The sequence below is a fragment of the Photobacterium sp. GB-56 genome, assembly GCF_003026105.1.
Taxonomy (GTDB): Bacteria; Pseudomonadota; Gammaproteobacteria; order Enterobacterales; family Vibrionaceae; genus Photobacterium.
Genome location: NZ_PYNW01000002.1, coordinates 113598 through 125714, shown reverse-complemented (window position 1 = coordinate 125714; position 12117 = coordinate 113598). Strand labels below are relative to the sequence as shown.

Annotated in this window: 11 protein-coding genes; 3 read left to right on the top strand and 8 right to left on the bottom strand. The window is 40.1% G+C overall.

What is annotated here, in order from left to right; genetic code table 11:
* The first annotated feature begins 271 nt into the window (after positions 1–271).
* Both C9J42_RS03345 and C9J42_RS03340 read left to right on the top strand, forming a co-directional pair.
* The gene (locus C9J42_RS03345) at positions 272–922 is read left to right on the top strand and encodes a LysE family translocator (protein WP_107206228.1); all 651 of its coding nucleotides are present in this window, start codon (positions 272–274) and stop codon (positions 920–922) included.
* Between the two features lie 277 nt (positions 923–1199).
* On the top strand, positions 1200–2372 hold the full coding sequence (locus tag C9J42_RS03340) for a Card1-like endonuclease domain-containing protein (protein WP_107301651.1): 1173 nt from the start codon (positions 1200–1202) through the stop codon (positions 2370–2372).
* A 65-nt stretch (positions 2373–2437) separates the two neighbouring features.
* On the opposite strand, the gene C9J42_RS03335 is transcribed toward C9J42_RS03340, so the two are convergent.
* The 4 genes from C9J42_RS03335 to C9J42_RS03320 all read right to left on the bottom strand — a co-directional run bounded on the left by C9J42_RS03335 (position 2438) and on the right by C9J42_RS03320 (position 5510).
* Positions 2438–3346, bottom strand: a complete 909-nt coding sequence (locus C9J42_RS03335; protein ID WP_107206226.1) for an aldo/keto reductase family oxidoreductase — start codon at positions 3344–3346, stop codon at positions 2438–2440.
* A 170-nt stretch (positions 3347–3516) separates the two neighbouring features.
* Entirely contained in the window at positions 3517–4176 is a 660-nt protein-coding gene (locus C9J42_RS03330) for a hypothetical protein (protein ID WP_107206225.1), read from the bottom strand.
* A 113-nt stretch (positions 4177–4289) separates the two neighbouring features.
* Entirely contained in the window at positions 4290–4544 is a 255-nt protein-coding gene (locus C9J42_RS03325) for a hypothetical protein (protein ID WP_107206224.1), read from the bottom strand.
* 102 nt (positions 4545–4646) lie between these two features.
* The gene (locus C9J42_RS03320) at positions 4647–5510 is read right to left on the bottom strand and encodes a hypothetical protein (RefSeq protein ID WP_107294244.1); all 864 of its coding nucleotides are present in this window, start codon (positions 5508–5510) and stop codon (positions 4647–4649) included.
* Positions 5511–5792: 282 nt separating this feature from the next.
* Here C9J42_RS03320 and C9J42_RS03315 point away from each other — a divergent pair, with 282 nt between their 5' ends.
* On the top strand, positions 5793–6272 hold the full coding sequence (locus C9J42_RS03315) for an outer membrane beta-barrel protein (RefSeq protein ID WP_107259643.1): 480 nt from the start codon (positions 5793–5795) through the stop codon (positions 6270–6272).
* Between the two features lie 130 nt (positions 6273–6402).
* On the opposite strand, the gene udp is transcribed toward C9J42_RS03315, so the two are convergent.
* The 4 genes from udp to C9J42_RS03295 all read right to left on the bottom strand — a co-directional run bounded on the left by udp (position 6403) and on the right by C9J42_RS03295 (position 12087).
* Positions 6403–7170 (bottom strand): uridine phosphorylase, encoded by a 768-nt coding sequence (gene udp, locus C9J42_RS03310; protein ID WP_005368660.1) that lies wholly within the window; start codon positions 7168–7170, stop codon positions 6403–6405.
* Between the two features lie 402 nt (positions 7171–7572).
* A complete protein-coding gene (locus C9J42_RS03305; RefSeq protein WP_107259645.1) occupies positions 7573–10152 on the bottom strand; it encodes a zinc/cadmium/mercury/lead-transporting ATPase in 2580 nt (859 codons plus the stop codon).
* Positions 10153–10277: 125 nt separating this feature from the next.
* On the bottom strand, positions 10278–10751 hold the full coding sequence (locus C9J42_RS03300) for a response regulator (RefSeq protein WP_107206220.1): 474 nt from the start codon (positions 10749–10751) through the stop codon (positions 10278–10280).
* A gap of 10 nt (positions 10752–10761) precedes the next feature.
* On the bottom strand, positions 10762–12087 hold the full coding sequence (locus C9J42_RS03295) for an ATP-binding protein (RefSeq protein WP_107206219.1): 1326 nt from the start codon (positions 12085–12087) through the stop codon (positions 10762–10764).
* Between the last annotated feature and the right edge of the window lie 30 nt (positions 12088–12117).

Sequence of the window (12117 nt, the reverse complement as noted above, 5' to 3'; positions counted from 1 at the left end):
GCTCCTTCCCCTCAGTAAAAAGGATGCCTTAAGTATTAATCAACGGTATAAATTTCGGCACGTCTGGGCGTCTTAAATATAAGAATGTTGTGTATTTTTCACCTTGCCCCAAGAAACAAAGCATTAAAACAAACTACAAAGTACAGAACATAACAATCACAAAGTAATAACATTACAGAGATATAAACCAATAAAGATACAAAATGAATGATTTAATATTACTCAGTAGGTAAAATACACATCCTCTCTTGCTCTATTTAGTTAAAGAACCATGATTGATTTAAATGTATTACCTCTCTACCTCACTGCTGTTATCGCTTTATTATTAATTCCAGGGCCAGATATGTTACTGATTGCCAGTTCAAGCCTCAGTTACGGTCGCAAGGTGGGTATTTTTGCAAGTTTAGGTAATGCTACATCGGGTATTTTATTAACTATTTTGGCAGCTTTAGGTGTCTCAGCCTTAATTGCCGTTAACCCTATAGCATTGCAAATTCTTCGCTTACTTGGTGGCGCTTATCTATTAAAGATGGGATGGGACTGCATGCGAACACAACCTGCCGATGCGCCGGAAGAGCTCACTAAAAGTAATAAAATGGCAGCAACGCTATACCGTCGTGCCGTGTTCACTAATTTACTTAACCCAAAAGCACTTATTTTCTTTGTTCTATTCTTGCCTCAATTTGTTTCGACTCACGTTGCTGCAACATCTGGCCAACAAATGTTAGTGCTTGGTTTGTTACTAAATGTATTAGGTTTACTGTTTAATTTATTCTTGGTCACCACTGTTGGCACGTTTGGTAAATCACTGTTGAAAAGTGAAAAATTCCGTGCAAATCAGCATAAATTTATGGGTTTGATCTTCTTTGTTTTAGCCATTTGGCTATTAGCATCCCAACTTCCAACACCTGTAACACACTAATTCCCCCCCCTGTTTAGTAGCGTTACCTATTTTGGTGACGCTATCATCATTTTAAAAGTATTTGTCTGTTAACTATCAATAATGAAAATACACCTCTCATTTATGTCTATCTAATAGTGAAATATAAAATCCCTCACCATTTTCACCTTGAATTTCACCCTAAATATCCTCATATATCTTAATAATAAGTGTTGCGTACACTCTTTGATTCACTTCTTATTAATTAATGCGCAGACATAATATGCCCCATAACAAATTTGGCGCATTAAGGATTATTATGATTATTCATGTTGGTATTATCGATCAGGACCCTGTCCGTTTGATCACCCCTTTACTAGATGAAGCCGTTCCGGCTACAAAAATGATATTTATTGGTACTGAGCTTCAGCGAGAACAGTATGACCGCCTAGCGTCTATTTTGACGCCACGTAACATAGATGTTGATTTTTTTGTGATCCCTGACAGCATTAATATCACGCTGATTAGAAGCGAGATTCATCAACTCGCAGAAGATATTAAAGCAACAGGCTGCGAAGTTTGGTTTAACGCAAGTTGTGGTTTACGTCACCGTCTTCTTTCTGCTTACGAAGTTTTCCGCTCTTATCACTGGCCAATTTATGTTATCGAACCTTACAGTGATGAAATGTGCTGGTTGTTCCCAGCTGACCGTGAGCAACAACAGGTTCAAGACCTGATCCAAATTACCGACTATTTAACTATTTTCGGTGCCCGTTGCGAGCTTTCTGATAATCCTATGCCTGAATCACTTAACGATCAGCTTTGGGAGTTAGGTCAACGCTGGGCAAGTTCTGCACTTGAATTAGGTCCAGGCCTCGCAACCTTGAATTACCTCGCGACCACGTGCCGTAAAGAACAAGTTCTTCATGTTGAGCTGAGTGATAAACAGCAAGGCTACAAAGAGCTCGGCACATTGCTATCAGACTTAGAAGAAACAGGTTTAGCAACGTACCATGACGGTGTTTTAACCTTTAAACACGAAGAAGCTCGCCGTTTTGCAAATGGGGAATGGTTAGAAAACCTTGTTCATAGCACCGTTCGCGCTATTCAAAATGAACTGCCTACAATTCAAGATCACTCATTAGGTGTGCAGGTTTACCGTAAAATTGGTGAGCGTGAGGTACGTAATGAATTGGATGTTGCAACTATCGTTAATAATAAGCTGCATATCATTGAATGTAAGACGAAAGGTATGCGTGATGATGGTGACGATACACTCTACAAACTAGAATCACTACGTGACTTATTAGGTGGCTTACAAGCACGTGCGATGCTTGTCAGTTTCCGTCCCCTGCGTCATCACGATTTAGTTCGAGCACAAGATTTAGGCCTCGCGATTATTGGCCCTGATCAGTTAGGTGACTTACGCATCCATCTGTACGAGTGGCTAAAAGGTGCGGGTGGTGAAGATCACTCTCATAACCCAGCCTAAAGCATAACGTTACTATTTAAAAAGACCTCAATTGAGGTCTTTTTTATTCTCTGTTTATAACACGGTTACGCCACACCATGCCCTTTAGACGCTTCTAACAAGCGATACCATTGTTCATGAGTTAATTGTAACTGCTCGGCAGCAACTGCCGTTTTCACTCGCTCAATTTTACCCGTGCCCAATAGCAAAGCAGGACGTGTAGGCAGACGCATTAACCAAGCATAAATCACCTGATCAATAGAATCAGCATTGAGCTCTTGCTTTAATACATTTAATGTTTCACGTACTCGATGAGCCTGTTCTGAAGTCCTGTTATAAATATCACCCCCAGCTAAGCAAGACCACGCCATTGGTCGTACTCTATGCTGCTGTAGCTGCGCTAATGTACCGTCTTCAATCGCATCAGTATGTAATGGATTAATTTCAATTTGATTAGTGATCAGTGGAAACTCTACCCGAGATTGCAACAATGAAAATTCATCTTTTGAGAAATTCGACACCCCAAAATGTTTTACTTTTCCCGTCTGATGCAGTTGCTCAAAAGCGCTATTGATCTCATCAGCATCCATTAATAGATCAGGACGGTGAATCAGCAATATATCCAGTTGCTCGATACCTAAACGCTGTAAAGACCCCTCGACTGAAGCAAGAATATGGCTTGCTCGGCTATCGTAATACGCCACTTGCGACGTACCGTTGACCTCTTTACCGCCAACGATGCCGCATTTAGAAATAATCGTTAATTCATCACGAATACTTGGCTGTAATTGTAATGCTTCACCAAATAAAGATTCACACGCTGAGGCGCCATAAACAGGCGCATGATCAACAGACGTTACACCAAGTGCTACATGTTGCTTGATAAATGATAATCGCTGCTGCGCCGTCATTCCCCACTCAGCCATTCGCCAGTAACCTTGAATAAAGTTAGAGAACAAAGCGTCATTAAGTGGTTGTTGGTTCTTCTCAGTCATCTTTACATCCATCTTGTATTTATCGTCAGCACAATTTGCGCTCACCGAACGTAACACAGGGATACAATGACTAAAGTGACAGGTTTCAAAGAATGAGAATAGTTCGACATGCTGTTAATAGAGAAAAAGCACTGATAACAGTGCTTTTTCATAACTATCTAACTCGCAAATTAATCCGTTAATTTACTTTTCACTTCAGGATCACTGAAGATTTCAACTAATTGCTCTCGGTAGGCTCGAAGTACATTATTCTGTGGTGACTCATCACTTTTTTCTTCAATTACATCACGCCCTGCAATTTGTTTTTCTAAGATCTGCCCATCATTTACTTCATAAATTTTAACTAACGTATCAGTATCAAAATTAAAAGCAGACACCCAGTTTAAATTAATACTGAAAAACCATTCATTAATGTTTAATTGCATTAGTTTATCTGCTTGATTATCAGCTAATAACACCATGATATCACTATCACTTGCACCCGAAGGAACCTTAACAGCTTCAACATTCCAACCCTGTTTTTGTAAGCCATGTAAAATTCGATGCTCAAGAAAATCTGCTAATGTTTTCTCTTTATCGCCTTCTTCAGTCGCTAAAACTTGAGATACATGCCAATCCACGGGAATCCCAAAAGTCGCATGAGCTACACCAACAAAATCTTCTGGCTTGCCTTCTTTTACTCGCTCACGTTGGTCATTGACAGAAATTAATACTTTCTTCGTAACGTTATAGTTAGTATCTGGCGCTTGTTCATGTAAGGGAATAGGACTTACACAGCCAGTAATAAAGAACGTTACCAATAATAACAAAAAGTGCTTCATTTTAATCATGTCAACTTCCATCCTTAGATTTACAAGCAAAATAGAGCAAGCAAGTTAACATAGAGAAAAAAATATTTAAGTGATAATTATCATAACAGTAACAACTTTACTACGTCGTATTTTCAACTCAATTGATGATACCAACGGTAAGTACGTCGCAGTGTAAACATGGTTAACGCTAAATAATATGCCGCTAACACAATGGCAGGTAATGCATCACGATCGGACACACTGATGATGGAATACCCACAGTACACCACAATAATGGCAGGAATAATCAAGGCAGGTTTTACTGAAGAATAAAGATTAGTAGCCAGTAACACCACATGCGCTACTACCAAAATCAGTGGTAACGTAATCATTAAAAACCACAACATAATCAATCCCTTTCTTTAATCCGTAAGCATTACATCATAGCTCTGAACAAGAGTTAGGCCAATACATTGTGGTTGGGGAATGTGTAAGTAAAAGCAATGAAGCTACACCACTGCCCCCCATAAATTATCTAATTTCGCTAATGGTTGATGACTCTGTGCCGATAATTCCACATAACTGTGTACCAGCTTAATTTTGTGCTCATTAAAGTCATGTCCCCAAATATTTGGATCTGATAAGTCAAAATGTTGGGGTATTACCTTTTTTAGTCCTGACTCGGGTTTGCGATCATTAAGCTCTAACTGAATAAGCGATTGTTGTGCCGCTTGTTGCGCTAATTTTTTATGGCCCAGTTTATCGAGTAAAGATATTGCATGGGCATGAGTAATACCATGAAGTTTATCGCCAGCGAAAAAATGCTCATCATTATTATGGTAAATATCTTGTGTACTTCGCTCAACAGCAATAACACAATGTTGCTGAATATCTATCTCACCTTTATTTAATAAACTGGATGGCTGATATTGACGATAATCAGCTAAACCGTAATAACGTCCCCAATTATCATCCATACAATTAACAATTAGCTTAGCGATATTCGAAACCATACGCTGAGTAACAACAACGTTATTATTAGCGACAGCATTTAAAAATAATGCACCATATATGATCCCATGACCTGAATGACATAATTGCTGCGCGTTAAGTGCTATAGCATTTACAACTTCACTATAATCGGTTGTTTCAGGGCTATTGGATAATGGATTCATTAAATGCTGATTATCATCGGTAAACTGCACTAACATTGCTTGTAAACTCTTTGTAGATACATTGTTGAGTGCTCCGCCATTAAGTAATGCATCACCTGCCAATAATGCCGCCCCCGTATGCCCTTGAAACCATGCGGTACTGTCAACTTCCACCACATTGGCTAACGCTAACATCCCTTTATCAATAAACTGTTCCATTGTTTTCTCCTTGTTTTAATTTCTGTAATTTCGTCACCAACGAGATTGATATAATGCAAGGATAAAACCTCAAGTTATATTGAGGTCAAACGAATATTTAATACTACCGAATCAATCCAGATAACACGATAAAAGCGAACGATTACAAGGTTACCTGAAATAACAAGTAGTTAAACAATCTAAATACTGTTCTGAAATTCATCGCATTAACATTATCTTACAGAAACCTACAACATCCCTTTAGAGAATAATGTATTGTCCACGAAACAATTTGGAGGATAAATGAAATTAAAATTTGCACCTGTATTATTTGGCTTATTTGCCAGTCTGTCTGCCCAGGCCTCAGAGCCACAAGCCTTTATTGGTGTCGGTATCAATGACGGTGTCAGTAGTATCAATAATCGTTGGGAATTTAATCCAAGTGTAAGGATCGGTGCTAACTTTAACGATTATCATAGACTATACAGCTACCTGGAATTTCAAAAGGATGCATACAATTTTGTCGCTTCTTATGATTACTTTATACCGCTAACTAATAGTAAGAATTGGCGTTTCTTTATTGGAGCCAGCTCAGGAATACAAATTGCAGAATCGAGCAAAGATGATCTTATTTTAGGCGCGCAAACAGGGATTAATTATCGAATCAATAAGAACTTTAATACTGAATTGGGGTACAGAGTTCATGATACAAGAAGTGTTTGGAAAGAGCGTAATATGTCGCAACTTGATACTTTTTATATCTCTCTAGACTTTGCCGTTTAATCTAAAAGTAATTTACTGGTCATGTCACAAACCTATTTATTTAAACCTTTTTATTCATGACAGTATTATTGAAAATAAAAAAGCCGCTCCTAAGAGCGGCTTTCTAATATAACACTTTAAGACTTAAATCTTATTCAGCCAGCATTTTACGTGCCGCTTCTACCACGATCTTAATTGATTTCGCTTCAGTTTCTTTTAGCGTTGCGTGATCAGGGATCTCTTTTTGTGTACGGTTAATAATAACACCTGCGACACAACCTGCACGTAAACCAGAGCTTGCACACATGGTTAATAGTGTTGCTGACTCCATTTCAAAGTTAAGCACGCCCATTTCTTGCCACTCTTTCATTGAGCCTTGGAAACGACGAACTACGCGACCTGAGAATGTGTCGTAACGCTCTTGACCTGGGTAGAATGTATCACTTGATGCTGTTACACCCGTGTGTACTACAGCATGCTCATCATCACATGCTTGCTTCATTGCCGTTGCAACACCAAAATCAGCAACAGCTGGGAATTCCATAGGGGCGAAGTGCAGACTTGCACCATCTAAACGCACTGAGCCTGTCGTTACAATCATATCGCCTGGGTTAATGTTAGGCTGAATTGCGCCTGTTGTACCTACACGTAGGAAAGTGGTTACACCTAACTGTGCTAATTCTTCAACAGCAATAGAGGTTGATGGACCACCGATACCCGTTGAACACACAACCACTGATTTACCGTCTAATTTAGCGCGAAATACAGTGTACTCACGAGAGCTTGCTAAAAACTCAGGGTTATCCATTAAGTTTGCAATTTTCTCAACACGTGCTGGATCACCGGGAATAATCGCTAATTCTGCACCATTAAGATCAGCTTTATTAACACCTAAGTGGAAGACTTTATTATCAGACATAATGTTACCCTTTAATTTAAACAGCTCTGTTGTAGGTTCAGAGTGATTCTTATGAGTTATTACTATTTTAATCAATTTTTTGATAGAAAGAGTCAAACATACTGCAACATGCTCTATCAAAAACATGTGGTAACAATAACCAATGATTCAATTACTTTTAGTGAGCATGGTCACACCAATAAAAAGCAATTGAAAAATATGTTACATAAAAGTCTGATATTAATCACGCGAAAACGATATCTTATTGCCGGAATCACAAAAATTCGTTTTCTCGCGCATGTACTCTTTACTCTGTTTACCTGCCTTATAGCGAAAAAAAACGGCATGATAAACAATACATCATTGTTCGTATCATGCCGTTTAGACTAATCACTAATCACTAATGCTCAGAGCGATTAGTTTTTACTTTTCGCTTTGCGGTTTAAAGCGTAATAAACGTAATGCATTCAGTGTTACTAACGCTGTTGCGCCACTGTCTGCAAGTACTGCAACCCAAAGCCCTGTAAAACCAAATAAGGTTGTAACAAGGAACACCGCTTTTAAACCTAATGCTAAGCTGATGTTTTGACGAATATTACTCAATGTCGCACGAGACAATTCAATCATCACTGGCAATTCTGAAACTCGGTTATGGGTAATTGCTGCATCGGCAGTTTCTAATGCTACATCTGTACCACCGCCCATCGCCACACCAATTGTTGCTGTTTTCATTGCTGGTGCATCGTTAATACCATCACCCACCATGGCAACAGAATGTAGCTCACTTAACTTGCGTACTTCTGTCACTTTATCTTCAGGTAATAGCCCTGCACGAAAATCAATATTAATTTCTTTAGCAATCGCAGCTGCTGCTCGTGGGTTATCACCCGTCAGCATCACTGAGTTCACGCCAATGCTTTTCAGCTTAGTGATCGCTTCTAAAGCATCACTGCGTAAATTATCACGCCATGCAACTAAACCCACCGCTTGCTGATTACGAACGGCAACCACCAGCGTTTTCCCTTCGCTTTCTAGATCTAACGCTTGCTGTTGCTGGTTATCCGTTAGCACAATGTGCTCTGGTAGGCGATCGGCAGCACATAACATAAAGTTATCGCCTTCGGTAACACCTTGAATACCGCGGCCAGCTAGTGCTTCACGATTTTCTGCTTCAACAACAGATAATGATTTTTCTCGAGCAAGGTTAACCACAGCCGTTGCTAGTGGGTGTAACGAACCGGATTCAACAGCGGCTGCTTGACGTAATAATTGATCGGGATTGTTATCCCAGCTAATTAAATCCGTCACGACAGGTTTACCTTCCGTTAGCGTACCTGTTTTATCAAACGCGACAGTTTCAACATGACCAAGCTGTTCTAATGCTGCACCACCTTTGATTAATGCACCGCGACGCGCTGCTGCCGCTAAACCTGAAGTGATCGCTGCTGGCGTTGAAATAACAAGTGCACAAGGACAGGCAATAAGTAATAGTGCTAGACCTTTATAAATCCACTCATCCCATGATTGACCAAATACAAGCGGCGGAATAATGATAACAAGTGTTGCTAATAGCATCATTGCTGGAGTGTACCAGCGGCTGAATTTATCAATAAAACGTTCGAGCGGTGCTTTACGTGATTCTGCATCTTCAATGAGATGAAGAATACGGTCGATCGCATTTTCACCTTGCGCAGAGACAATCGTTAATCGAACAACTTTGTCTGATGCCATGCTACCAGCCATGACTTTCTGGCCCGGTGTTCTTTCAACAGGCACAGATTCCCCTGTTAGTGCGCTTTCATCAAAACTCGCAACCACATCTAAAACTTGGCCGTCAGCAGGTAAACGCTCGCCGGGTACAACTTCAATCACATCACCAGGTTTTAATTCGCTTGCTGGAACTTTTTTCTTCTCACCGTTTGGCAGCACAACATTGGCATCTTCAGGCACCAAGTCCATTAACGCTTTTACACCACTTCGTGCACGTGATGCGGCATACCCTTCTAATTGCTCACCAATTAAAAACAGTAAAATCACCATTGCCGCTTCTGCGGTTTCCCCTAAGTACAATGCACCAATAGCCGCAATACTCATTAGGGTTTCAATCGAGAATGGTGAACCTGATTTACCTAAGCTAATGGCTTTTTTCACAATCGGTACTAAGCCAACAATTGTGGTTAAAGTAAATGCCGCTAAACCCCATGAATGTGACACTTTATCAATTAAGAAAGAGGCAATCATCATTGCCGCAATCACAAGGACTTCTAAGTGTTCTTGAATAAATGATTTTTTTGGTAACGCTTCAGCCGCAGCAGCATTAGAAACTAAGGTAAAACCCGTTGCCTGTGCTTTATCTTCAATCTGTTTTTTTAATTTATTGTTATCAGCTTGCTGATTGGCTTGCATGTTGACGATGAGCTTTTCCGTCGCAAACATCACTTTTGCCGTTTCAACTTCAGCAAGACTTGAAATTGATTTTTCCAATTTAGCCGCGCAGCTTGGACAATCCATGCCAATCACTTTCCAGCTAAATGTTTGACCATGAGCCGATTGTGCTAAAGACGCTTCAATCGCTTGATCTTGTTCTTTTGATGAGGTTGACGTTGAACAACAACTTTTTACTGAAGATGAATGACTTGAGTCGTCATGTCCTGAATGCTGGTGCTCTGACTCTACGTGCGCGTGTTGAGAAGCGATTTCAGTGTCTGATGGACCAATAGAAGATACTGTAAAGGTTGATGGTTTTTTATTTGGATGGATGGCATCTATTGCTGATAGTTTTGCAGCGTTAAGTGCTGTGTCACTTTTAGATGAGCAGCAGGAAGCAGGGCCGTCGGTATCAGATTCACCACACCCTTCGGTGTGTTTTTGCACACTCTCAGAAGGGGTTGATGAACAGCATGTCGCTGACTCACAAGATTCAACTGTCACTGTGGCTTTGGTTACTGCCGTTGGTTTTGCAGCATGAACATGCATTTTTTTATTATTACATTGAGCACACATAATCATTCTCCTTGAGTGCTTTGATTATCTGTAACTAATATAAACCTTGGAGTAATGTCTAAGGTCAATAAAAAAAGCCAAACTTTTATCGTTTGGCTTTGGCAATCAATTTCTACTACGCATACCTAACGTAATCGACGTAGTACCGTTGTGTTGTCTAACACCTCACCCCAGGCTTGGTAATCGAACCCCATATCGAAAATGTATTCCGTAAGCAATGTTCTAACGCAATTAACCAACGAGTCTGCATCCCACGGCTTGTCAAAGTAACTTTCAATACGTGCTTGGTTAATCGCGGCAATAGTATCTTGATGAGTTGCTTGCCCTGTCAGTAATACTTTTTTAGTTTTGATAAAACGGCTATCGTGGGTCACATCAGTCAGTAGCTCTACGCCATTTTTACCCGGCATGATATGATCTGAAATAACGACACCAATATAATGCCCTTCTGCATCTAACTCATCCATCAAAACTAAGGCTTCATCACCAGAATCACACTCTTCTATCATAAAAGCCGATTGTAATGGTGACAGATCTTTTAATACCGCATTTAACACTTCTGGTTGATCATCAACACAGATAACGACTATTTTTTCCATAACTCATCCCTTAGAGTGTCGGTAACTTGATCCTAAACGTGGTGCGTTCTTCATCACTTTTAACCACGACCGTACCGTCATAACTTTGTATGATCCGTTGTACAATTGATAAGCCCAAACCTAAGCCAAACGATAATCCCCCTTTTTTGGTCGTAAAATTAGGTTGAAATATTTTTCGTCGTGTCGGCTCATCAATCATCGGCCCATTATTAGTAATAGTGACTAAGATTTTTTGCTTTACATGTCGAGTCACAATTTCAATTTTCGGTGATGCTGTATTCTCCATAGCATCACAGGCATTTTTAATCAGATTAATCCATACCTGCACTAACTCTGTTGAACTCGCATTAATCGGTGGCAAGACTGCGGGGCGCAATACCACTTCAACAGGGCGTAGATTGCTTTGTAGTAAAGCTAGCGATTTGTGTAAGGTTTCATTGATATCAACATCGTTTTGCCGCACATGATCGCTGCCCCCTAATTGCTTTACCGACTTGACGATACTGGCAGAATGTTTAGCCGCTAAGCGCATATCGCGTAAATCACGTCCATAATCCCAATAGCGTAATGCTTCATCTAGCTGAGTGAACCATTGCTTAGGAACATCACCTTGCGGAATAGCTTTCGCTAATGTTTTTGCTTGCTCACGAGTCAAATTATGTTGCTTGATTAACGCCTTTGCTCGTTCTCGTACCTGTTGCGATCCTGTGGTCTGCCCAACGTTAATTCCTTGGAGCATAAATTCAAGCATCTCGGGTTTGCTTGTTGAAATAGAATCAATAATATTGGTTTGAAGATTTTCTGTTTTGCTACTGAGAACGCCTATCGCATTATTCAGTTCATGGGCAATACCCGCCGCAAGTTGTCCAAGAGTTGTCATCTGTTCAGTCGCATAAAGCTTTTGCAGTGCTTTTTCTTTTTCAAGCGCTTCCATACCAGTAAGCATTTGTCGACGAGCAAGTTCATGAACCATGACAGGCATAAACTGCTCAGTCATAGAGCCATATGTTTCTGGATCTTCCACTGGGGTTAGCAAATCAATCCAAGCAATTTCACTGTCTTTTTCTGCGACCACCGTCGTTGATGCCATTAATGTTTGCGCAAAAAAACTATGCACGCCAAAGAACATGCCTTCTTTGACGACAAACACTTTTGCACTTAAGCCATTCTCTTTATTTTTAAGATACCCAGACAATTCACCACTTTTTACCCAGTAAAGTTTGTCGTTATAGTCATTCTGGCGCAGCACATGCGTACCTGATGTAACAGACATCGTACGCGCAGAATCGCGAAAATACGTATCAATAATCCGCTTTAAGGCTTTTGGTTGAACCATGAACGTGTCCTTGTCTATAGGCAATAGCAT

What these genes read in the sequence shown, in the direction of transcription:
- C9J42_RS03325 (WP_107206224.1), bottom strand. Translation starts at nt 4,544, where the DNA reads ATGTTGTGGTTTTTAATGATTACGTTACCACTGATTTTGGTAGTAGCG.
- udp (WP_005368660.1), bottom strand. Translation starts at nt 7,170, where the DNA reads ATGTCTGATAATAAAGTCTTCCACTTAGGTGTTAATAAAGCTGATCTT.
- C9J42_RS03305 (WP_107259645.1), bottom strand. Translation starts at nt 10,152, where the DNA reads ATGTGTGCTCAATGTAATAATAAAAAAATGCATGTTCATGCTGCAAAA.
- C9J42_RS03335 (WP_107206226.1), bottom strand. Translation starts at nt 3,346, where the DNA reads ATGACTGAGAAGAACCAACAACCACTTAATGACGCTTTGTTCTCTAAC.
- C9J42_RS03330 (WP_107206225.1), bottom strand. Translation starts at nt 4,176, where the DNA reads ATGATTAAAATGAAGCACTTTTTGTTATTATTGGTAACGTTCTTTATT.
- C9J42_RS03300 (WP_107206220.1), bottom strand. Translation starts at nt 10,751, where the DNA reads ATGGAAAAAATAGTCGTTATCTGTGTTGATGATCAACCAGAAGTGTTA.
- C9J42_RS03315 (WP_107259643.1), top strand. Translation starts at nt 5,793, where the DNA reads ATGAAATTAAAATTTGCACCTGTATTATTTGGCTTATTTGCCAGTCTG.
- C9J42_RS03295 (WP_107206219.1), bottom strand. Translation starts at nt 12,087, where the DNA reads ATGGTTCAACCAAAAGCCTTAAAGCGGATTATTGATACGTATTTTCGC.
- C9J42_RS03345 (WP_107206228.1), top strand. Translation starts at nt 272, where the DNA reads ATGATTGATTTAAATGTATTACCTCTCTACCTCACTGCTGTTATCGCT.
- C9J42_RS03320 (WP_107294244.1), bottom strand. Translation starts at nt 5,510, where the DNA reads ATGGAACAGTTTATTGATAAAGGGATGTTAGCGTTAGCCAATGTGGTG.
- C9J42_RS03340 (WP_107301651.1), top strand. Translation starts at nt 1,200, where the DNA reads ATGATTATTCATGTTGGTATTATCGATCAGGACCCTGTCCGTTTGATC.